Source organism: Streptomyces sp. NPDC030862 (assembly GCF_055571835.1).
This window is the reverse complement of sequence record NZ_JBVIEN010000001.1, coordinates 155,228-179,223: the sequence shown is the minus strand read 5'-3', so window position 1 is coordinate 179,223 and position 23,996 is coordinate 155,228. Positions and strand designations below refer to the sequence as shown.

The following is a 23,996-nucleotide window of genomic DNA, read 5'->3' as shown; positions in this document are numbered from 1 at the left end:
CCAACTTGTCTGAGGAGCTGAGGAGTGGTTAGGCTTCCGTCCGTGATCTTCACCGCTACCTCCCCCCACCGATGACCGCCACCGCCCTCGAAGCCCACGACGTCGAGGTCGTCCGCGACGGCGTCCCCCTCCTCCGTGACATCTCGCTCACCGTCCGCGCGGGTGAGCACTGGGCGCTGCTCGGCGCCAACGGCGCGGGCAAGTCGACGCTGCTCGGCCTGCTCGGTGCGCTCACCCACCCGACCAGCGGCACGGTGGAGGTGCTGGGCCACCGGCTCGGCCGGGTCGACCTGCGGGAACTGCGGGCCCTCATCGGACACGTGAACCCCCGCCACCCCCTCCGCTCGGCGCTGCGCGTACGCGATGTCGTCCTGACCGGCCTCACCAACTCCATCGAGCGCCCACCGCGCCGGCTGCCGTCCGCCGACGAGGAGGAGCGGGCCGACCGGCTGACGGCGATGCTCGGGCTGGCGGGCCGGCGCGAAGCCCGCTGGCCGACGCTCTCCCAGGGGGAGCGCTGCCGGACCCTCATCGCCCGTGCGCTGATGCCGCGGCCGCGGCTCCTGCTCCTCGACGAACCGGCCACGGGGCTCGACGTGGGCGGCCGTGAGCTGCTGCTCGACCGGCTGGACGCCCTGCGCGAGGCACACCCCGGACTCGCCTCCCTGCTGGTGACCCACCACCTGGAGGAGCTCCCGGCCGGTACGACCCACGCGCTGCTGCTGCGGGCCGGACGCGCCCTGGCCTCCGGTCCCGTCGCCGAGGTGCTGACCAGTGACCTGGTCAGCACCTGCTTCGGCCACCCCGTCCAGCTGGAGCGCAGGGACGGGCGGTGGAGCGCGCGGGCCCGGCGGCGCCCATGAGGGACGCTCCCGCCGTCAGAAGTACTGGCAGTGGTCCGCAGGGGCGGCCTTCTCCTCCAGGAACCACGTGGCGTCGACGATGCCCGCCGACTCGGGGATCAGGTTCGTCTCGTCCACCCCGAAACTCTCGGCGGCGAGACGGCAGGCGTAGAGGTTCACGTGGCCGGTGCTCTTGAGGTGGGTGAGGTAGTCCAGGATCTCGGTCGGCTCCCCGTCCTCGGTCATCTTCCGCCGCAGCTCCTCCGCGTCCGCGCCGCTGTGCCGGCCCTCCACCTCCACCGACCCGGCGCCGTCCTTGGTCAGGACGCGGACGGCCCAGAGCACGAACAGCATGTCCACCTGCACGCCCTTCTCCGCGTACAGCCAGGCGAACGTCAGCGGCGTGAGCAGCTTGTCGTAGGCGTCGTCCCGGACGACGATGGCGAGCTTCTCCATGGCTTCCTCCCGGTGGCGGGTGCTTGTCCTCGATGGCTCGCACCCCACGCTAGGAAGCGGCGGAGGGAGGAACATCCGTCGTCCTGCCGTGTTCCGGGCCGGCTATCGCCGTACTTTCCGCGGCTGCTGCTGGGCCCCGGCCCCGGTCAGGCCGAGCTCCACCGCGCGACGGGCGGCCGCCGCCCGCGACGGGCAGCCGAGTTTGTCGAGTACATGGCGTACGTGCATGTCGACGGTGCGTGTGCTCACGAAGAACTCGCCGGCGATCTCGCGGTTCGTCCGGCCGTCGGCCAGCAGATGCAGCACCTCCCGCTCCCGGCGGGTGAGCCCGGCCGGCTCCAGGGAGCGGGCCGCGAGGCGGCCCAGCCGCCGGTCGATCCGCTCGCCCATGGCGGCCAGCGTCGTCGCGCAGCCGCGGGTCAGCGGCCTGGCGCCGAGGTGGCGCGCGGTCCGGTAGGCGCTGGTCACCACGGCCACCGCGGCGTCCCGGTCGCCCTCGCCCGCCAGCGCGGCGCCCCGGCGCAGCTGGGTGAGGGCCCGCTCGTACGGCGCCGAGATCCCCCGCAGCAGGTCGAGCGACCGGCCGAAGTGCGCCGAGGCGCGCGCCGGGTCGCCCTCGGCCAGGGCCAGTTCGCCACTCGCGTGGGCGAGGGCCGACAGCACCTTGGGCGCGCTGTTCCGCGCCGCGGCCGCGGCGAGCACCCGGTGGCACCGCGCCACCCCGTCCTCGTCGCCGCGCTCCGCCAGGAAGCTCGCCGCCCAGCGCAGCGCCGGCAGCGCGTAGTGCCCTTCCCCCTTCACGAGACAGCGCTCCAGCAGGGCCGATACGGTCCGCACGGCCGCGTCCTCGTCGCCGTCGAGGGCGGCGACCATGGCCAGGCCCCAGGTCGCACCCACCTCCATGCCGAAGACCTCGTGGGCGCGGCCGAAACCGGCGGAGCGCCGCAGCGGCGCCCGCGCGTGCCGGCGGTCCCCGCGGAGCACGGTGATCAGCCCCGACTCCTCCTCCGCGACCCTGCGCAGGATCTCGGGCGTGTGCGCGTCGGCGAGCACCTCGCCGCAGATGGCGAGGGAGCGGTCCCAGTCGCCCATGAGCCGCACCACGGGTGACAGGCAGGTGAAGCACACCCGCCCCAGCTCGGTGACCCCGTGGGCCCGGCACAGTTCGATCGCCGAGTCGATGGCGTCGGCGGCCGCGGCGTAGTCGGCCGCGTACCCGAGGGCCTCGCCCAACTCGTAGTACGCCTCGCCGGTCGCCTCCGGCAGCCGTACGGAGAGGGCGAGCTCCAGCCCGGACCGCGCGAGGGCGACTCCCCGGACTCCGTCACCGAGGGCGGAGCGGAGGGAGCCCTGCATCGCCAGCGCGCGGGCCCGCAGGTCCGTACGGCCCGCCGCCTCCGCGTCCTCGGCCGCGGCCACCGCCTGCTCCAGGCCCTCCGTGAGCCGCGCCGCGGACTTCAGCTCGTCGGCCAGCGCCAGCCGCTCCGCCGCCGCTTCGGCCGGCAGGCCCGCCGCCGTGTACGCGTCGGCCGCGTCGCCGCGCTCGGCGACCGAGCGGGACCAGTCGCCCAGCAGCCCGGCGGCGTTGGCCCCGCGCCGATGGGCCGACGCGGCGCGCGGGAGGTCGCCCCGGGAGCGCCGCAGCCGTGCGACGTCGGCCCACACCGACAGGGCGGCCTCCAGCTCCCCGCACAGCTCGGCGCAGTCGGCCAGGTGCTCCAGCGCGGTGAGCCGGCCTTCCGGGTCGGTGTCCTCCGGCCAGAGCGCGAGCGCCCGCCGCGCCAGCGCGGCCGCGTCCCGGTAGGCGTGCACACCGCAGTGCCGTTCGGCCGCGGCGAGCAGCAAGGGCCGTGCCCGCTCGTGTTCGTGCGCGGCGATCCAGTGCTCGGCGACGGCCTCGGGCGGTGCGCCGCGCGCGGTGAGGTGCTCCACGACGAGGCGGTGGTGGCGGCGCCGCCGGGCCCACGGGATGCCGCGGTACAGCGCGTCCCGTACGAGTGCGTGGCGGAACTCCGCCCACCCCGGCTCCCGTTCGCGCTCCGTGAGCAGCCCGCTGTCGAGCAGCCGGTCGATGTCCTGCGGCTCCACGAGCCCGGAGAGCGCCACGAGGTCGACCCGCACGCCGAGGACGGCGGCGAGCTCCACTGCGTCCGCGCACCGCTGCCGCAGGCCCGCCGTACGGACCAGCACGGCGTCCAGCACGCTCTCCGGCACGGGCAGTTCCGCGTCCCGGACCAGGTCGAGGCCGCCGTCGCGCTCACGCCGCACGCCACCGGCCTCGACGAGGGCGGCGGTGAGCTCCTCGACATAGAACGGCAGCCCCTCCGCCCTGCCGTGCACCGCCGTGACGAGCCTGGGCGAAGGAGCGCCGCCGAGGAGCCCGGTCAGCAGCTCACCGGTCTGCTCGGCGGTCAGCGGGCGCAGCGCGACCTCCATGAAGCGGCCGCCGCGGCGCAGCGCGGTCCGCAGGCGCCGGACGGGGTGCGCACGCGGGAGCTCTTCGCCGCGGTACGTGCCGAGCAGCAGCAGCGGCTCGCGCGCCATCGCCTCCGCGAGCGGCGGCAGCAGGTCGAGGGCCGCGGCGCCGGCCCAGTGCAGGTCCTCCAGCACGACCACCGCCGGCCGCTCACGCCCGAGGTCCCGGAAGACGCGCAGGACGGCGTCGAAGAGGGCGGACTGCTCGACTTCGCCGTACGACGGCATCCCGCCGGCGCCGTCCGACACGGCGCGCACTACATCGGCCAGGGGCGCGTACGCCCCCGCCCCGGGTGCGGCGGCGGCGCGTAGTACGCGCCCGTCCCACCCGTCCAGGACCTCCGCGACGAGCCGGCTCTTGCCGGCCCCCGCGTCGCCGCTCACCAGGACGAGGCCGCCCTCACCCGACCGGCACCGCGCGAGCGCGTCGAGCAGCCCGGCGTACTCGGCTGCCCGGCCGACCAGGGGCGACCGCATCACCACACCGGAAAGTCTAGTTCGCCCGTTCTGTCCCGACCGGCGCCCTCCGTACGATGATCAGATGCGTCTCCTCGACCGACTGACCGGCACCCGCCACCCCGCCGACGGCGTCACCCCTCGCTCCGCCGCCGACGTCCGCGCCGCGCTGCTCGCCCTCGCCACCCCGGACGCGCCGTACCGCGTCCGGGCCGCCACCCCCGCGGAGAAGGCCGACCTCGTGGCGGAGTGGCGCGATCCGGGCCCGGGCGACTTCCTCCGCACCCGCCTGCGCCTGGTCCCGGCAGACCGCGAGGTGCGCGCCCTCGACGAACACCGGGAGGCGCGGACCCGTGAGTACTCCCGCGGCCAGGTGACCCGGTACTCCCGGACCTGGGCCCTCGACCGGGGCGCCGACGGCCGCCTGCGCATGACGGAGACGTCCGGCTTCGACCCGGCGCGGATGAGGGACCCCCTCCGGGTGGCGGTCCTCGCCGCGGGGTGGACGTGGCGCGGGGTGCTGCTGAAGCTGTGACGGTCCGGCACCTCCCACCTGGCCCTTGTCCGGCGGCTCCTGCCACGTCATAGGGGCGGCCAGGGCCGTCACGGCCAGCCCAGCTCGGAGTAGGCGCGGCCGGCGCGGATGCCGTCGATGGCCGTGCGGGTGTAGGGCACCATCGGCTCCGGCAGGCCGTCGAGCGGCCACCACTCCCAGCGGATGCACCGGTCCGGTTCGCGCACCTCGGGTTCACCGGACCAGGCGGTGGCGCGGAAGAACAGCTGGACGCGCGGTTCCGCGGAGGCCCGGTCGAGCACGTGGACGGTGTGCACCAGGTGCAGGTCCTCCGGCCGCAGGAGGAGACCCGCCTCCTCGGCGGCCTCCCTCACCAGGGCCGACCGGACGGACTCGTACTCGACGTGTCCCGCGAGCGCGTGCCAGTGCTCGGCCGCGTACGCGACCTCGGGGTGGCGCAGTCCGAGGAGCGTGCGCCCGTCGCGCTCCAGGTAGAGGTGCGCGCCGATCACGTTCCGCACGGCGCCGACGCGCTGTTGCGGCACCGCCGTGAGCGCGGGCGCGGGAACGGGCGCCTGCCGGTGGTGGGCGAGGATCGCTTCGTACGCCCACGGGCACATCGTCAGGTGCGCCATGGCCGCCACGTCGAACCAGCGGAACATGATGCCCTCGCCGACCGGCAGCCGGTCGGCGTCGCCGTCCCACCGGCCCGTGTACACCCGGACGTGACCCTCCGTCACCCGGGGGCCTTCGGCGCGCACCGTCGTGAAGGGCGTGAGGCCGGGGAGGGCGAGTCCGGCCTCCTCGCGCAGCTCGCGGGCGATCGCCTCGTCGAGCGTCTCCGCCCCCTCGGGCGCGCCGCCGATCAGCGACCAGGTGCCCGGATCGCAGAGGGGTTCGTGGGCGTCGCGCAGGTGCAGCAGGTACTGGCCGCGCGCGTTGATGAGGATCACGGCGGTACTCGTGGCGGTGCCGGGGCCGGTGCGTCGCATGGGTGCCACCTTCCTGAAGGGGGCGGCGGGCCGGACGGGCCCGCCACCCGTGACCGTACCGATGAGGGAGAACGCCTTCGCCCGCCGGGCGTCACGGCCGTGTCCGGGGCACGTGGTGCACGGCTGTGCGGGGTGAGCGCACCCGGACGACCGCGGTCAGCCCTCGGCCTCCACCGGCATCGTGACGATGCCGTGGAAGGTCGGGTTCGGCGTCCAGCGCGGCCTGGAGAGGTCGTAGCGCGCGGCCACCCCCGGCATCCGGTCGAGCATGCCCAGCAGCACCTCCTCGACCTCCGCCCGGGCGAACGCCGCCGCGATGCAGGCGTGGTACCCGCCGCCGAACCCGAGGTGCCGGCGGCCGGTGCGGCCGGGGCGGAAGACCGCGGGGTCCTCGAAGGCCTCCGGGTCGCGGCCGGCGGCGCCGAGGAAGAAGTAGACGGAGTCGTCGCCGCGGATCCTCCTGCCGTGCAGTTCGATGTCGTCCTTCGCGTGCCGGGTGACGTACTGCAGCGGTGCCTCGATCCGGATGCACTCCTCCACCGTCGCGCTCACGCGGGTGCGGTCCGCCTTCAGCGCCGCGAACTCCCGCGGGTGCGCGAGGAGCAGGTGCAGGCAGTTGCTCAGCAGGTACTGCGGGATCTTGTGCCCGCCGAAGACGAGGTGGATGGTCTGATGGATCACCTCGGCGTCCGTCAGCGCCCCGGGCCCACCGGAGTCGTCGGCGTCCCTCACGACGAGCCGGGTGAGCAGGTCGTTCCTCGGGCTCCGGCGCCGCTCCTCGATCGCGCGGGTCAGGAACCCGACGATCTCGCGCAGGCTGCGCCGGGTCCGCGCCCCGGTCTCGCGGTCGGGCGCGGCCTTGACGACGAAGTCCTGCATGAAGGCGGCGATGTCGTCGGACCATCCGATGAACCGCTCGACCTCCTCCGCCGGGATGCCGAGCATCCGGCCCAGCACCATGGCGGGGACCGGATGGGCGACCGCCTCCACGAAGTCGAAGGAGCCGCCGGTCCGTTCGAGGACGAGATCGAGCTGTTCCGAGACGATGCGCCGGATCTCGGGACGGATGAGGTCGATCTCCCTGCTCCAGAACGCGCGGTTCATGTGGCTCCGCAGCCGGGTGTGGACCGGACGGTCGTTGTAGACCATCCAGGCCGAGACGATGTCGACGATGTCCTGGAACCGCCCCTCCTCGCCCGGTGGAACGTTCCTCATCTTGTTCCTCACCAGCGGACCGGTGAGGAAATCGTCCCCCACCAGGTGGGCGGAGACGTCCGCGTAGCGCGTGATGAACCAGGACCGGGTCTCCTCGTGCCAGAACACCGGCTCTCTGGTGCGGAGCGCGTCGTAGATCTCGTAGCGGCCGTCCTGGAAGCGCTCGTCGTAGAGGCTGAACTGCTCGAGGGAGGGAGTCGGCATGCCGGAGATCCTGCCCCGCCGGTACGTGTGCCGCGTGGACCTCGCCGCGGCTCATGCGTGCGCCTGGCGCAAACGCGGCACCCGGGCGGCACCGGCGAGGCCGTGCATACGTGAGGGGCCCGCGCGGAAGGATGCTCCTGCGCGCGCGGGCGCGTGGTGATCCGCCGAGCGCTTCGACCGGGAGGACCGTTGGACGCAGGGCAGCCGATGTCCGGGGCTGAGGGACTCTCCCGCCGCGGATTCCTCGCGGGAGCCGGGGCGGCGGCCGGCACCGTGCTCGTCGCCACGGGGACCGGGGCCGGAACCGCCGACGCCGCCAACGCCAAGGCCCCGCCGCGGCCCGCCGGCCCGCGCCTGGAGTTCACCGCCGCCACCAACGGCTCCGCCGACCTCCTGCCCGCGGGCGACCGGCTCATCGCCGAGGTGCAGCACACCCTGTGGTCGGTGCCCCGCGCGGGTGGCCGGGCCGTCCCGCTCACCCCACCCGACCTGGAGCCGAACCGGCCGGCCGTCTCGCCCGACGGCGCGCTCGTCGCCTTCTGCGCGTACCGGGACGGCGGGTTCCACGTGTGGACCGTGCGCCCCGACGGATCGGAGCTCCGCCGGCGCACCGAAGGGCCCTGGGACGACCGGGGTCCGGCCTGGTCCCCGGACGGCACCCGGATCGCGTTCGCGTCCGAGCGCGGCGGCGATCCGGTGACGGGCGCGCCGTACCGGATCTGGGTACTCGACCTGAGGGGCGGAGCGCTCACCCGGGTGACCGGACTGCCCGGCCAGGACGGCCCGTCGCAGGACGGCGCCTGGGAGGACTTCGACCCCACCTGGTCCCCGGACGGCGAACGGATCCTGTTCGTACGGGCCCGGGCCCTGACGAGCCCCACCGGCACGGTGACCCTGGAGGCCCGGACGGTGGCGGCCGTGCCCGCCGACGGGAGGGGCGCGGTCGACGTCGTACACACCGAGCGCGCCACCGCCCAGGTCATGGCCCCGGCCGTCGCACCGGACGGGGAGCGGCTGGCGTACCTCCGGACCACGCCCGCGCCCCAGGGCTCCTGCACCCTCGTGGTCGACGGCGCGCCGGTGGCGGTCGACGGCGACATCGCGCCCGTACCGCCGCGCTGGACGGCCGCCGGAGAGCTGCTGCTCACCGTCGACGGCCGCTTCACGCTCGTACGCCCCGAGGCGCCCCACAGCGCCGAACCGGTCCCGTTCCGGGCGGCGCTGCCCGTGGAACGGCCGCGCTACCGCGCCAAGGAGCACGACTTCGACGGCGACCGGCTGCGCCCGGTGCGCGGAATCCACCTCCCGGCGCTGTCACCCGACGGCCGGAGCGTCGCCTTCGCCGCGCTCAACTCCCTCTGGGTGGCCGGCACGACCGGCGGCCGGCCACCCCGCCGGCTGCTGCGCGCCGACGCCACCCGCTATGTCCTCGGACCCGTCTGGGCGCCGGACGGCCGGTCCCTGGTGTACTGCGACGACAGCGACGGCCTGCTGGGCGTGTACCGGCTCGACCTCGGCTCCGGTACGCGGACGGCGCTCGCCACCGGCGGCCGGGTCCTCCCGGCCCCGTCGCCCGACGGCACCCGGCTGGCCTGCCTCGACATGGCGGGCAACGTCATCCTCCGCGACCTGTCCACGGGAGCCGAACGCGTCCTCGCCGCGCCCCTCGGCGGCGGAGGGCTGCCGGGCCGGCCGAGCTGGTCCCCGGACGGCCGCCATCTCGCGTGGTGCGACCGCAACCGGCTCAACCGGCGCTTCCGCGAGGGCTACAACCTCATCCGGGTCGCCGACACCGAAACCGGCGCCACCCGCCTGCACGCCGTCCAGCCGCACGCCTCCATCTCCGACCGCTACGACTCCGGCCCGGTCTGGTCGCCCGACGGACGCTGGATGGCGCTGATCGTCGAATCGGCGCTGTGCCTGCTGCCGGTGGCGCCGGACGGCACGCCCCGCGGCCCGCTGCGCCGGCTCGGCGACGAAGCGGCCGACCACCCCTCCTGGTCGGGCGACTCCCGCACCCTGCTGTACCTCTCCGGGGACCGGCTGAAGCTGCTGCGGCTCACCGGCCGGGACGACGGCCGGCCCCGCACCGTACGCGTCCCCCTGGACCACCGGCGCCCGGCACCGGCCGACACGGTCGTACACGCGGGCCGGCTGTGGGACGGCACGGGCGGCGACACCTCGGTACGGGAGGACGTCGACATCGTCGTACGCCGCGGACGCGTCGCGTCGATCGAGCCGCACCGGCCGGCCCGCGCCCGGCCGGCGCTGCGGCGTGTCGACGCCGGGCACGGCACGGTGCTGCCCGGGCTGTGGGACACGCACACCCACCCCTGGCAGAGCACCTACGGCGGCCGTCAGACGGCCGCCCAGCTGTCGTACGGCATCACCACGGCCGTCTCGCTCGGCGGGTTCGCCTACGAACAGGCCCGCCTCCGCGAGGCGATCACCGCCGGGCAGCTGGCCGGGCCGCGCCTGCTGACCTGCGGCGAACTGCTCGACGGCACCCGCGTGGCGTACAGCATGGGCAGGGCGCACCACACGCGTGCTGGCCTGCGGCGGTCCCTGGAGCGCGGGGCCGCGCTCGACTGGGACGTCGTCAAGACGTACGTACGCGCCCCGGCCTGGGTGATGGAGGAGGCCGCCCGCTTCGCCCACGAGCGGCTCGGCGTCCCCGCGGGCAGCCACTTCTGCTCGCCGGGCGTACAGACCGGGCAGGACCTGACCACCCATCTCCAGGCGACGCAGCGCGCCGAGTTCGGGCACGCGACGACGGCGTCCGGGCGGTCCTACCAGGACGTCGAGGAGATCTACACCGCGCGGGGCGTGGACTTCACGCTGATCGCCACGCCCTTCTCGGCGATGAGCCTGGTGGGCGCCGACCCCGGGCTCGCCCGCGATCCCCGCGTCACGGCCGTCATGGCGCCCTGGGACACCGCAGCCGTACGGGAGCTGGCCGCGCGCCCGCCGAGCGCAGCGCAACTGGCCGCGCTGCGCACCGAGACGGGGCTGTACCGGCGGGTGCTCGCGGCGGGCGGACTGGTCGCCCTGGGCACCGACGCGCCGATCGTGCCGGTGGGCCTCTCGCTGCACATGAACCTGCGGGCGCTGCACCGCCTGGGCGGCCTGTCCCCGGCCGAGGCCCTGCGCACGGCGACCCTGCTGCCCGCCCGTGCCTTCGGGGCCGAGCGCGACCTGGGGACCCTGGAGGTCGGCAAGGTGGCGGACGTGACGGTGGTGGACGGGGATCCGTTCGCGGACTTCGACACGCTGGTGCGTACGGTCTCGGTGCTGCGGGGCGGGGTGCTGTACGAACAGGCGGCGCTCGTCGCCGCGTTCGCGGACACCGGTAGGGGCACCGGTACCGGGCGCTCCCCAGAGCCTTCCGAGGCGGACTGGTCGGCCGTCGGGCGGCAGCTGCGGCGGGACGGCTGTTGCGGCGCGGACGGCGGGCTCGGCTGAGCTTCTGGGCGCGGTCCCGTTTACACGCTCTTTACGTCTGGGTACCGTAGCGGTGGGAGCGCTCCCAAGTGGCGGGGCACAGCATTGTCATGCATCGATCACCATTGCCACTCGAAAGGCTCGAAGGGTGAGGCCTTGTGTCACGACGTAAGACGTACTCCCTGGCGACCGCCTTCGCCACGCTCCTGTCCGCGTTAGGGCTGCTGCTCCTCGGGCAGAACACGGCGCAGGCGCACGGCGTCGCCATGATGCCCGGCTCGCGTACGTACCTGTGCCAGCTGGACGCCGTCACGGGCACCGGCGGGCTGGACCCCACCAACCCGGCGTGCAAGGACGCGCTCGCGCAGAGCGGCGGCAGCGCCCTGTACAACTGGTTCGCCGTGCTCGACTCCAACGCCGGCGGACGAGGCGCCGGCTACGTCCCGGACGGCAAGCTGTGCAGCGCCGGCGACCGCTCCCCGTACAACTTCTCCGCCTACAACGCGGCCCGCGCCGACTGGCCCAAGACGCACCTGACGTCCGGGGCGACGATGCGGGTGAAGTACAGCAACTGGGCGGCGCACCCGGGTGACTTCCGGGTCTACCTCACCAAGCCCGGCTGGTCGCCCACGAAGCCGCTGGCCTGGGGCGACCTCGACCTGATCCAGACGGTGACCAACCCGCCCCAGCAGGGCTCCGCGGGCTCCAACGGCGGCCACTACCACTGGGATCTGAAGCTGCCCTCCGGCCGCTCCGGCGACGCGATGATCTTCATCCAGTGGGTGCGTTCCGACAGCCAGGAGAACTTCTTCTCCTGCTCCGACGTGGTCTTCGACGGCGGCAACGGCGAGGTCACCGGCATCCGCGGCTCGAACCCGACGCCGACGCCCACCCCGACGCCGACGCCGACGCCGACGCCGACGCCGACGCCCACCCCGACCCCGACACCGACACCTACGCCCACCCCCACGCCGACCGACCCCCACACCGGCTCCTGCATGGCGGTCTACAACGTGGTCAACTCCTGGAGCGGCGGCTTCCAGGCCTCCGTGGAGGTGATGAACCACAGCACCACGCCGACCAGTGGCTGGGGCGTCAGCTGGAAGCCCGGCACCGGCACGAAGATCAGCAGCATCTGGGGCGGAGCCCTGACGAACGGCGCGGACGGCACGGTCACCGTGCGGAACGTGGACTACAACCGGACGATCGGCGCCGACAGCAGCGTCACCTTCGGCTTCACCGCCACCTCGACGGGCAACGATTACCCGGTCGGCATGATCGGCTGCGTCACCCCGTAGGCCCGTCGCTCTCCCCGTCCCCCGCCGAGCCCCGCGCGCCCGGCGGGGGACGCATGCGTGATCGACGTCGCCCCGAGTGCGGTGTCCACCGCGAGGTCAAGGAAGTGCGGGCCGATGGCCCCGGTGATTACCCCGGAGGGAGCAACGCGCGAGGGCGCGGGCGGTAGGCGGAATCCGGAAGCGGTTAAGCATGTCTCTCGCCCCGGCCGAAACGCATCGTTCCCCGTGTGCCTTTCGGGGTACCCAGCCGTGCAGTCGACTGCCACCGCCCACAGGAGGCCCCATGTCCTTCAACCCGCTGGAGCAACGCGGAATCCCGCTGGACCGTCAGCTCAGGAACTGGCGCGAGCTGAACGTCGAGCCCATCGACCCCGACCACTGCGACCCGTACACCCGCTGCCGCATCATCACGATGAACGGCATCGAGGTCGAGGCGATCCTCTTCAGCCACCAGCTCGCCCGGAACACCATCGACCCCGAGGTGAAGCGGCAGCTGGCCGAGACCCGCTACATCGAGGCCCAGCAGCAGAAGGTGGTGAACTGGCTGCTGCCCGGCGTCTCGTCGGTCCTGGAGACGACGATCGCGTACGAGCAGGTCGCCGTCGACCTCACCGCCTGGGTGGCCCGCATGGAGCCCGACCCGTACCTGAAGCAGGCGTACCAGTTCGGCGTCCTGGAGGACTTCGACCACCTGTACCGGTACGCGAACCTGTACGAGATGATCGAGCACCGCAAGGCGGAGTCGATCGTCGACAACCTCACCGAGATCATCCCGGGCCGCCCGACGAAGTACCACCACCGCCACCCCGCCGACAACGTCCGCGACCCCTACGACCGCGAGCAGACCAACCCGCTGTCGAAGCTGCACGCCCTGACCGTCATGTCGGCGGAGCAGCAGACGATGAACTTCTACATGAACACCGGCTCCACCTACATGGAGCCCATCGCCCGCCAGCTCTACCAGGAGATCGGGCTCATCGAGGAGGAGCACGTCACCCACTACGAGTCGCTGGTCGACCCGGGCGAGACGTGGTGGGAGCAGCTCGTGAACCATGAGTACAACGAGTGCTACCTGTACTACTCCTTCATGGAGCAGGAGAGCGACCCCAAGGTCAAGGCCGTCTGGGAGCTGCACCTCAACATGGAGCTGGAGCACCTGCGCATCGCGTGCGACCTGATGCGGCGGCACGACGGCCGCGACCCCGAGTCGGTGCTCGCGCCCGAGCTGCCCAACGTGCTCACCTTCGAGCCCAACAAGGCGTACGTACGCGACCTGCTCGCCACCCAGATCGACCTCACCACCCTGGGCGCCGGCTACGTACGCGAGGCCCACGAGCGGTTCGAGAAGATGCAGGCCGCGATCAACGGCGGCGAGGAGCCGCCCAGCGAGCGCGTCATGGCCCAGCACCAGGACATGTTCGGCCGCGAGTACCGCGTCGAGACCGAAGGACCGCACCCCGACCCCGCCCTGCAGGAGAAGTAGGAGGCCCGCCGTGTCCCCGATCGACACCCCGCACGCCGGCGACGACAACGCCCCGGACGACGACGTCGTCTCGCTGCTGATGCGCCAGCACGGAGACATCCGCAACCTCTTCGACGAGGTCGAGCGGTGCACCGGAGACGAGCGCCGGGAGGCGTTCCGCCGCCTGGTGCGCCTCCTCGCCGTCCACGAGACGGCGGAGGAGGAGGTCGTCCACCCCTTCGCCCGCCGTTCGATGCCGGGCGGCGACGACGTGGTCGAGGACCGTCTCGCCGAGGAGCACGCCGCCAAGAAGGCGCTGGCCGCCCTCGACGGCATGGACACCGACGACCCCGAGTTCATGCCGCAGCTGCTCGCGCTGCGCGCCGACGTACAGGCGCACGCCCGAGCCGAGGAGCGCTACGAGTTCACCCACATCCGGCGCAGCACGGACGGCGCGCGGCTCGCGGCGATGGCGCGGGGCGTCAAGGCCGCCGAGGCCATGGCCCCGACCCGGCCGCACCCCGGTGTCGAGTCGGCCGCGGCCAACGTCGCGCTGGGCCCGGTCGCCGCGCTGATGGACCGCACCAAGGACGCCGTGCGCAAGGCCATGGGTCACTGACCGGACCGCCGGGCGTCGGCCGCCGTACACCCCCTTCCGCCCCCGCCGGACGCGCTGGCGGGGGCGGCGGTCGCGTGCGACGGTGGAAGGGCGGTAATGGGCTGTGGTGACCAGGCAGGAGGACGTCATGTCGTTGGCCGAGAAGCTGCTCGACGCCTACCCGGCGGAGACGGGGCTGCCGCCCAAGGTCCTCTCCCAGGCGGTGGACAAGCTGTACGAGTGCGCTGCCGCGTGTCTGTCCTGTGCGGACTCCGCCGCCGCGGAGCAGGACCCGGAGAAGATCGCGATGGCCGTGAAGTGCATGCGCAGCAGCAACGACTGCGCGGACCTGTGCACCGTCGCCGCCCGGGTCCTGACCCGGCAGACCGGCTACGACGCGCCGACGACGATGGCCGTCCTCGACGCCACCCGCACCGTCCTGCGGGCCAGCGGCCAGGCGTGCGAGGAGCTCGGGGACGCGAAGTACTGCGAGCTGTCCGCCCGGGCCTGCCGTGAGACGGAGAAGCTCCTCGACAAGATGATGGAGCGGATCCGGGCCACCGGTGGATCCGGCGACTACCCCGAGTCCCCGCCGAGCGCCACCACCCCGGCGGGCGCGGCACGCGGCGGAGCCGGCGCCGGCGGCGGAGGCGGCCGGAGCAAGAAGGCAAAGCAGCAGCGGTCCGGCACCTCCATGGAGGAGCTGGAACGCATGCACATGGAGGAGCTGCGCGGTCTCGCCCGCGAGCGCGGAGTCGGCAGGGTCAGCTCCCTGCGCAAGCGGGAGCTCGTCGACGCGATCAGCGGCGTCGGCGGCTGACGGCCCGAACGGTCACCCGGCGTTCCCGTCGGCGTCGTGCCGTACGGCCGCGATCCGCAGGCCGTCCCGCGGCCGGGTGGGGATGCGCTCCAGGGGAATGGCGAGGTTCTGGTCGGGCACGTCGTACCGCAGCCGCGCCAGCCGGATGGAGAGGGCCTCCAGCAGCGCGATCGTGACGGCCTCGCCGGGGCACCGGTGCCCCGTGGACGGGTCGCCCCCGCCCTGCGGGACGAGCTCGTCCCGGTCCACCGGGTGCTGCAGGAAGCGTTCGGGGCGGAAGGTGTACGGATCGCCCCACAGCGCGGCGTCGTGGTTCTGGCCGTACACGTCCAGCACGACGAGCGCGCCCCGGGGGACCGGGTGGCCCCGCCAGTCCAGGTCGTTGGCCGCCCGGCCCGCGAGGAACGGCGCGAAGGGGTAGAAGCGGCGGACCTCGTGCGCGAACGCCGCCGCGTACGCCGCGTCGTCGTCCTGGAGCCGCTTGCGGTGCTCCGGCCAACGGTGCAGGGCGTGCGCGGCGAAGGCGACGAACCAGGCCACCGCGACCGTCGGCCGGATGACGTTGAGCAGCTCCACGGCGGCGGTGCGCGCGTCCAGGGCCCGCCCGTCGGAGTCGCGGTGCCGGGCCACCACGTCGACGACCGAACCCTCCGGCACCTCCACCGCCCCGGCGCGTACGTCCTCCACCAGCCCGCCCAGCCAGGCCTCGCACCGGCGGCGTGCCGCGCGGGCGCGCCAGTGGCGCGGTCCCGGGGTGGCGAAACCGTCGACCATCGCCACCATGTCGCGCGCCACCGCGCCGGTGCGCGCGACCTCCAGGGGCACCCCGGCCCAGCGGCACACCCCCGCCGTCAGCACCTCCGCCGCCTCGTCGAACAGCACGACCTCCGGCTGCCGGCCCCACTGCCGCACGGCACCGTCCCACGCGTCGCCGACGAGCTCCACCAGGTCCGCGACGCGCGCCGGGGGTGTCAGCAGGGAGAGGAACATCGCCTTGCGGACCCGGTGGCCCTCCCCGTCAAGCGTGTGCACCGCGCCGTCACCGAAGAGGGTGGCGCGTACCGGTTCCGGAAGGACCCCGCCGCGGCGGACGTTGGCCTCGTCGTAGAAGAACCGCACGGCGTCGGGCCCCCGGAGAGCCACCGCGTGCCGCCCGAGCAGCCGGACCCGGACGACGCCGTCCGGGGCGCGCCGCATCCGGTTGGGCAGCCAGGCGTAGCCCTTCAGGAACAGGGACGCGGTCCGGTCGGCGAGGGGAGTTCGGTGTGCAGACATAGCCCCACAAATGCCCCATACCGCACGAACGGAAACCGCGCCGGGCGGGCGGGGCCCCTCGCCGCGGAGCTCGTACGCCAACCGCTGTCGTCTGTTCCGGCCGCCCCGAGGTGACATGCCGACGGCCGCGGCGGGTACGGTACGGAAAATGAGCATGAAGGGCCGACCTGGCGGCCGGGCGGGCTTCGACGCGGACCCGGGGGAAGAGCCTTCCCTCGAGGCGTATCCGTTGGGGGACCTGTCCGGCCTGCGGGTGAACGGGGAGATCAGTGTGACCACGCGCTTGGCTTGGCGCACGGTGCTGGAGGAGCTAGTGCGGCAGCCAGGGGACGCCTGTCATGCCGATCTGGCGCAGGTGTCGTTCATCGACGTCGCCGGCGCCACCGATCTGGTACTCACCGCCCAGGCGATGCCGCGGGGGCGAAGGATCGTCCTGCACAGCCCTCCGCCACAATTGCCCCGCATACTGGAGCTCTTCTGGCCGGAAGTGACCGAGATCGAGGTGGCATCGTGACGAGCGAGGTCACCGTCGGGGACCCCTTCGTGCATCCGGCGCTGTTCTACCGTGGCGCAGCGCAGTACGTGGCGGGCACGGTCCCCTTCATCCTGGACGGGCTGGCCGGCGGCGAACCCGTGGCCGTCGCAGCCCCTCCAGCCCGCCTGGAGCTGATCCAGGCGGAGCTGGGCGACCGCGCGAGCGAGGTCCACTTCGTCGACATGACCCAGGCGGGCCGCAATCCCGGCCGCATCATCCCGGGCGTGCTGCGGGCGTTCGCCGACAGCCGGGGACCGGGACGGATCCGCATCATCGGGGAGCCGATCTGGCCGGGCCGCACGGAGGTGGAGTACCCGGCCTGCGTGCAGCACGAGGCGCTGATCAACCACGCGTTCGCCGGACGTGACGTGACGATCCTGTGTCCGTACGACGCGGACGGACTGGACCCCCAGGTGCTGGCCGACGCGCTGGAGACCCACCCCGTCGTCCTCGACGACTCCGGTGAGGCGGTCTCGGCCGCCTACGACCCCGAGCGGGTCATCGCCCGCTACAACACGGCGCTGCCCGCCCCGCCCGGCGCCGCGTCGTACGCCTTCGCCGCCGGCCTACTGCCCGGCGTACGGCACTTCGCCGTCGAGCAGGGCCGGCGGCTCGGCCTCACCGAGCCGCGGTCGCAGGACCTGGCCCTCGCCGTCGCCGAGCTCACCACCAACAGCGTGGTGCACGGCGCCGGGGAGGGGGTCCTGCGGATCTGGGCCGAGGGCGGACAGGTCGTCTGCGAGGTCCACGACGGCGGGCGGCTGACCGACCCGCTGGCCGGGCGGCGCCCCCCGCCGCCGCACCAGCCGGGCGGGCGCGGGCTCCTCCTCGTCCACCACCTGTCGGACCTCGTACGGCTCCACACCGGCGACACGGGCACCACGATCCGCTTCTACCTGAGCTGAACCCGGGCTCAACCTCTGCCGTCGTGGCCCCCGCTGTGCCAGGGGGGCTCACGCCCCGGCGCGGAACCTCCGCTCGAAGGCGGCGAAGGCCACCTCCTGCCGCCACTGGACGGCCGCCTTCGGGCTGGTGGCCAGCAGCTCCTGGCAAGCGGACCCCGGCGCCCGGAGCGTGGACGGTTCCGGACGGCACTCCGCGACGGGCCGGTAGCCTTCCCGGGTGGGGTTGCCCCGCCACAGGCTCCGGCCCGGCAGGAAGGCGTACTCCAGGGACGCCCGCGCCAGGTCCTTCAGCTCCGGGTAGCCGAGGCCGTACGTGGTGGCGGCGTACTGGTACTCGTGGCTGATGTCGATGCGCGAGACACCGGGGTCGTCGGTGGAGAGCACGACCGGCACGCCGTACTCCCGGTAGGTGGAGAACGGGTGGTCCGCGCCCTTCACGCCGAGGATCTGGGCGTTGCTGGTGAACGGCACCTCCACCGCCACCTCCCGGGCGGCCATCGTGCGGGCGATCCGCCGCCAGTCGTCCTCGTGGACCAGGTCGACGCCGTGGCCGATGCGCTCGGCGCCGGCGACGTTCACCGCCTCGCCGATGTGGAAGGTCAGGTGCTCCGGCTTGACCAGCCCCGGCCACAGCTCACCCGCGTGCAGGGTGATGTGGGCCCGGGGGTAGACGCGGTGCAGATGGGCGAGCATCCGCATCTGCAGGCGGTAGTCGCGCAGGGAGCTCTCCCAGTCCTCCGGCTGGACCAGGTTGACCGCCACGAACCGCGGGTCGCGCTCCGCCAGCCGCAGCCCCAGGGCCATCTGCGTGAAGACCCGCTCCGGCGCGCTGCCCCGCGACACCTGCGAAATCCAGCGGACCGTCAGCCGGCACCCCGGGGCGGACCGCGCGGTGCCGCAGCGCGCCGTCTCACGGAACTCGCGGTCCGCCTCGTCGGCCTCCGCGCGCGCCTCGGCGACCAGCCGGTCGAGCTTCCCGCCCGCCAGCAGCTTGCCGTGCAGCCTGGCGAGGTCCGCGTCCCAGCCGACCTCCGTCGCGAGCTGCTTCGCCCCGTCGGAGGCGGGGCTCACCATCGTCTCCAGGTACGACTGGTTCTGCGCGGCCGCGGAGTCGGCGACCTCGGCCAGCAGCTTGCCGCGGTGGCGCCAGGTCACCGCGCCGAACCGGCCGAAGGTGGCGAAGAAGTGGTCATGGCCCGGCTCCCCTTCGGGGAAGCCCTCCATGGACCACGCCCGCACCAGCGCACGGTGGAACGCGGGGTCGCTCGCGGCGTCGGCGGCCGGACGCCTGCCCGGCCCGCACGGCGGCTCCACGGCGGTCATCGTCGACTCGTCGACGCACAGGCCGTCCTCTCCGGCGAGCCGGATCAGATACTCCGTGGAGACCGCGCCGGAGAGGTGGTTGTGCAGGTCACCGCCCTTGGGCAGGTTCCGGAAGAACTCCCGGAGCCGGGCGGGCCGGTGGCGGATGGTCGCCAGAAGGGCGTCGACGCGCGCCTCCGCCGGGGTCACGAGGCGCGGGTGGGCGGCGTGCGAGGACGGCGTCGGCGGGGCGCTCGCGCCCTGGGCGGCGGCGGGCAGCGCGGACTGCGCCGACAACAGGCTGAGCACGGCGAGACCGGCCGCGAGGAGGGCCCGTCGGCGGCCGGCGTGGTGGCGTTGGTTGATCACCGTTGCATGATCGCCACCGGAGGGCGGGGCGTACGGCCCGTCCGGCGGTGTTCACACCGACGGTCACCCGTCCGGGTGAACGGAGCGGGGAAGGGACGGCACGGAGGTGCTGTGCCGGCTCGTCAGCTCATCTCGACCGGGGTGAGCACCACGAAGTCCGCGCCCGCCGGGTCGACGCAGACCGCCAGCCGTCCGACGCCCTCCGCGTCCTCCGGCCCCATCTGCACGGTGCCCCCCTTCGAGGTGACCCTCGCGACGGTCGCGTCGCAGTCCTCGGACCCGAAGACGGGGTGCCAGTAGGCACGACCACCGTTCAACGACAGGTGCTCGGCCGGGAGCTGCATGAGCCCGCCGTGCATGCGCTCCTCCGGCTGGCCCGACGGGGTGATCAGCGAGTACGTCCCGCCGCCCCCGGGCAGGTCCATGTCCTGCGTCCGCCAGCCGAACAGGCTCCCGTAGAACTCCTTGGCCGCGGGCGCGTCCGTCGTCATCAGCTCCGTCCAGCACAGGGCCCCCACCTCGTCCACGGCCTCCATGCCCTTGAACGTGCTGGGCTGCCAGACGGCGAACTGCCCGCCCTGCGGGTCGGTGTACTGGGCCATCCGGCCCTCCCCGTCGGCGTCCATGGGGGCGACCCGCACCTTGCCGGACGACCGCCGCACCGCCTCGGTCGTGGCGTCGACGTCCTCCGTGAGGAAGTAGATCATCCAGGCGGAGCGGGCGCCTTCCTCGGTGAGCCGGCCGAGACCGCCGATCCTCTTGCCGTCCAGCACCAAGAAGCCGAAGTCCGGCTCGTCGGCCGCCATCGGCTGGTACTCCCAGCCGAACACGGAACCGTAGAAGTCGGCCGCCGCCGCGACATCGGGTGCGCCGAGGTCGATCCAGCAGGGGGAGCCCTGGACGAAGTCAGTGGTGATCACGGTGATTCCTCGCGTCGCTGGTGCGGCGTACCCCTACCGCGGGCCCACCGCCGGTCTACCGCAGGCTTACCGCAGCAGCGTGACACCGCGGGCCGTCCCGCGCCCGCCGGGAGAGGCGAACCGGTGACGCGGGACGGCGCGGCGTCCGTCAGCCCCGCAGGGCCGCCGACACGACGGCCTGGGCCTCCTCCTGCACGCGCGCCAGGTGCTCGGGGCCCTGGAACGACTCGGCGTACACCTTGTAGACGTCCTCGGTGCCCGAAGGGCGTGCGGCGAACCAGGCGTTGGCGGTGCACACCTTGATGCCGCCGATGGGCGCGCCGTTGCCGGGGGCCTCGGTGAGGACGGCGGTGATCGGCTCGCCGGCGAGGGTGCCGGCGGTCACCTGGGCGGGGGAGAGGCGGCCCAGCGCGGCCTTCTCCTCGCGGGTGGCGGGCGCGTCGACGCGCGCGTACGCCGGTTCGCCGAACCGGGCCGTCAGCGCGGCGTACCGCTCGCTGGGCGTGCGGCCCGTCACCGCCAGCATCTCGGAGGCGAGCAGCGCGAGCACGATGCCGTCCTTGTCGGTGGTCCACACCGAGCCGTCACGGCGCAGGAACGACGCCCCGGCGGACTCCTCGCCGCCGAAGCCCAGCGAGCCGTCGGCCAGCCCGTCGACGAACCACTTGAAGCCGACCGGTACTTCGACCAGCTCGCGGCCGAGGTCGGCGGCGACGCGGTCGATCATGCCGGACGACACCAGCGTCTTGCCGACCCGCGCGCCCGCCGGCCACCGCTCGCGGTGGCGGAAGAGGTGGTCGATCGCCGCGGCCAGGTAGTGGTTCGGGTTCATCAGCCCGCCGTCCGGGGTCACGATGCCGTGCCGGTCGGCGTCCGCGTCGTTGCCGGTGGCGATGGCGAACCGGTCGCGGCCCTCGATCAGCGACGCCATGGCGTACGGCGACGAGCAGTCCATCCGGATCTTGCCGTCCCAGTCCAGCGTCATGAACCGCCACGTCGGATCCGTGTGCGGGTTCACCACCGTCAGGTCGAGCCGGTGCTCCTCGGCGATCCGCCCCCAGTACGCCACCGACGCCCCGCCGAGCGGGTCCGCGCCGATCCGTACGCCCGCGGCGCGCACGGCGTCCAGGTCCAGGACCGACGGCAGGTCGCGCACGTACGCGCCGAGGAAGTCGTACCGGCCCGTGGTGGACGCCGCCAGCGCGCGGGCGTAGGGCAGCCGGCGCACCTCCTTCAGCCCGCCGGTGATGATCTCGTTGGCCCGCTCCTGGATCCACCCGGTCGCCTCGGAGCCGGCCGGGCCGCCGCTCGGCGGGTTGTACTTGAACCCGCCGTCCGCCGGGGGGTTGTGCGAGGGGGTGACCACCACACCGTCGGCCAGGCCCGAGGCCCGCCCGCGGTTGTGGGTGAGGATCGCGTGCGACACCGCGGGCGTCGGGGTGTAGCCGTCGCCCGCGTCGATGAGCACGGTCACGCCGTTGGCCGCGAACACCTCGACGGCCGTCACCCGCGCGGGCTCCGACAGGGCGTGGGTGTCCGCCCCCAGGAACAGCGGCCCGTCGGTGCCCTGCCGGGCCCGGTACTCGCAGATCGCCTGGCTCGTCGCCGCGATGTGGTCCTCGTTGAACGCCGCCGCGAGGGACGACCCGCGATGCCCCGACGTACCGAAGGCCACCCGCTGGGCCGCCTCCGCCGGATCGGGGTGCACGGTGTAGTACGCGGTCACCAGCCGGGCCACGTCGACGAGCTCCTCCGGCCGCGCCTGCTGTCCCGCGCGCTCGTTCGGCATCTGTCCACTCCTCCGCATCGGTCCCGTGTGAGCAGTACACGGACCATGATCGCTGTCTGTCCTCTTCGGGGGCGGATCCCCCCCCCGTACGGACGTTCCCCCCGGACGGTGCCATCAGGCGCACCGGAGGCGGGTACGGGCCCGCGCGGCGCGGGACGATTCCGGGAAGTCCGCCGCCCGCGGGAGGGTTCCCCGGCCCGCGCACCGGCAAGCGGGACTTTGGGCCCCCGCGGGTCACGCGCCGACGCGGAGGAGGGCGAGGGTGATGTTGTCGGGGCCGCCCGCGTCGATGGCGGCCTTCCACAGCTCGAAGGCGGCCCGGCCGTCGTCGTGCACGCGCAGCAGGGCCGCGAGGTCGTCGTCCGGTACGGGGTCGGTCAGGCCGTCGCTGCAGATCAGGAACCGGTCGCCGGGGGAGAGGGCGCAGGCCGTCACATGCGGGGTGACGGCGGTGAACGCGGTGCCGCCGCCGAGCGTCTGGGTGACGGCCGACGTGGTGCGCCGCCCCGGTGGCGGGGGCGGGCTGTCGTCGACGCTGACCTGGCGCAGACCGTCCCCGGACACGGCGTACACCTTGCTGTCACCGACGTTGAACACCAGCAGCGACTCCGCCAGCACGACGGCGCCCGCCACCGTGGTGCCCATGGTCAGCAGCTCCGGGTCGGCGCCGGCCGCCGCGTACACCGCGCGGTTGCAGTGGCCCACGGCGTCGCGGACGGCGTCCTCGCCGGCCAGCGTGGGCCCGAGCGCGGAGAGCCGCCGCACCACCAGGGCGCTCGCGACCTCGCCGGCCGGCTGGCCGCCGAGGCCGTCGGCGACCGCGACGACGAGCGGCGTGCCGAGCGGGAAGACCAGCGTCTGGGGGCTCTCCGTCACCGTGCCGCACAGCGTCCACGGCCCGACGACCAGGCTGTCCTCGTTGTGCTCCCGGACCAGCCCGACATGGCTCAGGGCGGTCACCGCCGCGTACGCCACCGGCATCACCCTCCCTTCCCCTCCCATTGTGGCGCCGCGCGAACGGGAGCACCGTGGTGCCATGGGCGGTACCTCCGCGGCCGCGGACGTCGCCGGGCTCGTACGGGAGCTCGGCGCGCGGGCTGACCCGGCGCGCCTGCGGCACGACGTGGAGGTCCTCGCCGAGGGGCCGCGCAGCCGGACGCGCGCGCCGGAGGCCATGCGGCGGGCCGAGGCGTACGTGGCGGGCCGGCTCGCCGCCGCGGGCTGGCGCACCGAGCGGCAGCCGTTCGACGTCCGGTGCCGCCTGGGCTCCACCGACCGCCGGGGCCACCAGGCGCTGCCGCTCGAGTTCCGGCTGCACCGGCGGCTGGCCGGTGCCAATCTGCTGGCCCGGCTGCCGGGCGCCCCGAGCCGCGGGACCGTGGTCGTCGGCGCCCACCTGGACACCGTCGAGGCGAGCCCGGGCGCCGACGACAACGCCTCCGGCGTCGCCGTACTGCTGGAGACCGCACGGCTGCTCGCCGGGCTGCCGCAGCCGCCCCCGGTCACGCTCGCGGTCCTCGACATGGAGGAGCTCGGGCTGATCGGCGCCCGGTACGCGGCCCGGCGGCTGCGGCGCGGCCGCCGGGCCGTCGGCATGATGTGCCTGGAGTCGGTCGGGTACTTCACGGACGAGCCGGGCAGCCAGCTGATGCCGCTGGGCTTCGAGGCGGCGTTCCCCGATGTGGCCGCCGAGGTCCGTGCGGGCGGGCTGCGCGGCGACTTCACGCTCGTGGTGCACCGCCGCGCGACGGACGCGGCGGCCCGGCTGTGGCGCCAGGCGGCCGGGGCCGCGCGGCCGCCGCTGCCCTGCGTCACCCTGCGCGACCCGCGGCCGCTCGGCCCGCTGGGCGCGCTCGCCGGGCTCGCGGTGCCCCCGCTGGCCCACCTCGACCGCAGCGACCACGCGGCCTTCTGGAACGTCGGCATCCCGGCCCTGATGCTCACCGGTACGGCGAACTTCCGTAACCCCCACTACCACCAGCCCACCGACACCCCGGACACCCTCGACTACCCGCGCCTGGCGGGGGGGGGCACCGAGAACATCCACACCCCCACGTCCCGGCCCCTCCCCCCCCCCGAACGCTCGGCTCCACTTCCCTCCCACGGACTTGCTATTCACCTGCCCCCA

19 protein-coding genes are annotated in these 23,996 nt (G+C 74.1%); 10 read left to right on the top strand and 9 right to left on the bottom strand.

Translation table 11 applies throughout. From position 1 onward, the window contains the following. The first annotated feature begins 71 nt into the window (after positions 1-71). Positions 72-863 (top strand): ABC transporter ATP-binding protein, encoded by a 792-nt coding sequence (locus ACZ42X_RS00890; protein ID WP_468282655.1) that lies wholly within the window; start codon positions 72-74, stop codon positions 861-863. A 15-nt stretch (positions 864-878) separates the two neighbouring features. On the opposite strand, the gene ACZ42X_RS00885 is transcribed toward ACZ42X_RS00890, so the two are convergent. Both ACZ42X_RS00885 and ACZ42X_RS00880 read right to left on the bottom strand, forming a co-directional pair. Next, a complete protein-coding gene (locus ACZ42X_RS00885; RefSeq protein ID WP_468282652.1) occupies positions 879-1,298 on the bottom strand; it encodes a DsrE family protein in 420 nt (139 codons plus the stop codon). A gap of 102 nt (positions 1,299-1,400) precedes the next feature. Then, positions 1,401-4,250 (bottom strand): helix-turn-helix transcriptional regulator, encoded by a 2,850-nt coding sequence (locus ACZ42X_RS00880; RefSeq protein ID WP_468284082.1) that lies wholly within the window; start codon positions 4,248-4,250, stop codon positions 1,401-1,403. A 64-nt stretch (positions 4,251-4,314) separates the two neighbouring features. Here ACZ42X_RS00880 and ACZ42X_RS00875 point away from each other — a divergent pair, with 64 nt between their 5' ends. Further along, entirely contained in the window at positions 4,315-4,764 is a 450-nt protein-coding gene (locus ACZ42X_RS00875) for a hypothetical protein (RefSeq protein ID WP_468282649.1), read from the top strand. 68 nt (positions 4,765-4,832) lie between these two features. On the opposite strand, the gene ACZ42X_RS00870 is transcribed toward ACZ42X_RS00875, so the two are convergent. Both ACZ42X_RS00870 and ACZ42X_RS00865 read right to left on the bottom strand, forming a co-directional pair. After that, positions 4,833-5,735: an NUDIX hydrolase gene (locus ACZ42X_RS00870; RefSeq protein ID WP_468282646.1), complete on the bottom strand. Its 903-nt coding sequence runs from the start codon at positions 5,733-5,735 to the stop codon at positions 4,833-4,835. 156 nt (positions 5,736-5,891) lie between these two features. Beyond that, complete coding sequence (locus tag ACZ42X_RS00865; protein WP_468282643.1) at positions 5,892-7,154, bottom strand: cytochrome P450; 1,263 nt, start codon at positions 7,152-7,154, stop codon at positions 5,892-5,894. 207 nt (positions 7,155-7,361) lie between these two features. On the opposite strand from ACZ42X_RS00865, the gene ACZ42X_RS00860 reads away from it, so the two are divergent. The 5 genes from ACZ42X_RS00860 to ACZ42X_RS00840 all read left to right on the top strand — a co-directional run bounded on the left by ACZ42X_RS00860 (position 7,362) and on the right by ACZ42X_RS00840 (position 14,773). Further along, complete coding sequence (locus ACZ42X_RS00860) at positions 7,362-10,616, top strand: amidohydrolase family protein (protein WP_468282640.1); 3,255 nt, start codon at positions 7,362-7,364, stop codon at positions 10,614-10,616. A gap of 137 nt (positions 10,617-10,753) precedes the next feature. Continuing rightward, positions 10,754-11,893: a lytic polysaccharide monooxygenase auxiliary activity family 9 protein gene (locus ACZ42X_RS00855; protein WP_468282637.1), complete on the top strand. Its 1,140-nt coding sequence runs from the start codon at positions 10,754-10,756 to the stop codon at positions 11,891-11,893. 283 nt (positions 11,894-12,176) lie between these two features. Further along, positions 12,177-13,376, top strand: coding sequence for a hypothetical protein (locus ACZ42X_RS00850; RefSeq protein WP_468282634.1), 1,200 nt, complete (start codon positions 12,177-12,179; stop codon positions 13,374-13,376). Positions 13,377-13,386: 10 nt separating this feature from the next. Next, positions 13,387-13,974: a hemerythrin domain-containing protein gene (locus tag ACZ42X_RS00845; RefSeq protein WP_468282631.1), complete on the top strand. Its 588-nt coding sequence runs from the start codon at positions 13,387-13,389 to the stop codon at positions 13,972-13,974. A gap of 127 nt (positions 13,975-14,101) precedes the next feature. After that, entirely contained in the window at positions 14,102-14,773 is a 672-nt protein-coding gene (locus tag ACZ42X_RS00840) for a four-helix bundle copper-binding protein (RefSeq protein WP_468282628.1), read from the top strand. 12 nt (positions 14,774-14,785) lie between these two features. Here ACZ42X_RS00840 and ACZ42X_RS00835 read toward each other — a convergent pair whose 3' ends face one another. Then, a complete protein-coding gene (locus ACZ42X_RS00835) occupies positions 14,786-16,048 on the bottom strand; it encodes a cytochrome P450 (protein ID WP_468282625.1) in 1,263 nt (420 codons plus the stop codon). Between the two features lie 148 nt (positions 16,049-16,196). Between ACZ42X_RS00835 and ACZ42X_RS00830 the strand changes: the two genes are divergently transcribed. Continuing rightward, complete coding sequence (locus ACZ42X_RS00830) at positions 16,197-16,562, top strand: STAS domain-containing protein (RefSeq protein ID WP_468282622.1); 366 nt, start codon at positions 16,197-16,199, stop codon at positions 16,560-16,562. After that, the gene (locus tag ACZ42X_RS00825; protein ID WP_468282619.1) at positions 16,559-17,488 is read left to right on the top strand and encodes an anti-sigma factor RsbA family regulatory protein; all 930 of its coding nucleotides are present in this window, start codon (positions 16,559-16,561) and stop codon (positions 17,486-17,488) included. The genes ACZ42X_RS00830 and ACZ42X_RS00825 overlap by 4 nt, the downstream gene beginning before the upstream one ends. A 48-nt stretch (positions 17,489-17,536) precedes the next feature. Here the strand turns inward: ACZ42X_RS00825 and ACZ42X_RS00820 are convergent, their stop codons facing one another. The 4 genes from ACZ42X_RS00820 to ACZ42X_RS00805 form a co-directional block, all read right to left on the bottom strand. Continuing rightward, the gene (locus ACZ42X_RS00820) at positions 17,537-19,159 is read right to left on the bottom strand and encodes an adenosine deaminase family protein (protein WP_468282616.1); all 1,623 of its coding nucleotides are present in this window, start codon (positions 19,157-19,159) and stop codon (positions 17,537-17,539) included. 122 nt (positions 19,160-19,281) lie between these two features. Beyond that, positions 19,282-20,079: a VOC family protein gene (locus tag ACZ42X_RS00815; RefSeq protein WP_468282613.1), complete on the bottom strand. Its 798-nt coding sequence runs from the start codon at positions 20,077-20,079 to the stop codon at positions 19,282-19,284. 148 nt (positions 20,080-20,227) lie between these two features. Next, positions 20,228-21,868 carry a phosphoglucomutase (alpha-D-glucose-1,6-bisphosphate-dependent) gene (gene pgm / locus ACZ42X_RS00810; protein ID WP_468282610.1) on the bottom strand — a complete coding sequence of 547 codons (1,641 nt, stop codon included), beginning with the start codon at positions 21,866-21,868 and terminating at the stop codon, positions 20,228-20,230. A gap of 234 nt (positions 21,869-22,102) precedes the next feature. Then, complete coding sequence (locus ACZ42X_RS00805) at positions 22,103-22,843, bottom strand: PP2C family protein-serine/threonine phosphatase (RefSeq protein ID WP_468284080.1); 741 nt, start codon at positions 22,841-22,843, stop codon at positions 22,103-22,105. A gap of 61 nt (positions 22,844-22,904) precedes the next feature. Between ACZ42X_RS00805 and ACZ42X_RS00800 the strand changes: the two genes are divergently transcribed. Beyond that, positions 22,905-23,996 (top strand): M28 family peptidase (locus ACZ42X_RS00800; protein ID WP_468282607.1); only part of this gene is annotated, 1,092 nt, incomplete at its 3' end.

Coding starts and splice junctions, on each gene's coding strand:
- ACZ42X_RS00835 (WP_468282625.1), bottom strand. CDS start 16,048: ATGTCTGCACACCGAACTCCCCTCGCCGACCGGACCGCGTCCCTGTTC.
- ACZ42X_RS00890 (WP_468282655.1), top strand. CDS start 72: ATGACCGCCACCGCCCTCGAAGCCCACGACGTCGAGGTCGTCCGCGAC.
- ACZ42X_RS00885 (WP_468282652.1), bottom strand. CDS start 1,298: ATGGAGAAGCTCGCCATCGTCGTCCGGGACGACGCCTACGACAAGCTG.
- ACZ42X_RS00850 (WP_468282634.1), top strand. CDS start 12,177: ATGTCCTTCAACCCGCTGGAGCAACGCGGAATCCCGCTGGACCGTCAG.
- ACZ42X_RS00870 (WP_468282646.1), bottom strand. CDS start 5,735: ATGCGACGCACCGGCCCCGGCACCGCCACGAGTACCGCCGTGATCCTC.
- ACZ42X_RS00830 (WP_468282622.1), top strand. CDS start 16,197: ATGAGCATGAAGGGCCGACCTGGCGGCCGGGCGGGCTTCGACGCGGAC.
- ACZ42X_RS00860 (WP_468282640.1), top strand. CDS start 7,362: ATGTCCGGGGCTGAGGGACTCTCCCGCCGCGGATTCCTCGCGGGAGCC.
- ACZ42X_RS00880 (WP_468284082.1), bottom strand. CDS start 4,250: ATGCGGTCGCCCCTGGTCGGCCGGGCAGCCGAGTACGCCGGGCTGCTC.
- ACZ42X_RS00875 (WP_468282649.1), top strand. CDS start 4,315: ATGCGTCTCCTCGACCGACTGACCGGCACCCGCCACCCCGCCGACGGC.
- ACZ42X_RS00840 (WP_468282628.1), top strand. CDS start 14,102: ATGTCGTTGGCCGAGAAGCTGCTCGACGCCTACCCGGCGGAGACGGGG.
- pgm (WP_468282610.1), bottom strand. CDS start 21,868: ATGCCGAACGAGCGCGCGGGACAGCAGGCGCGGCCGGAGGAGCTCGTC.
- ACZ42X_RS00865 (WP_468282643.1), bottom strand. CDS start 7,154: ATGCCGACTCCCTCCCTCGAGCAGTTCAGCCTCTACGACGAGCGCTTC.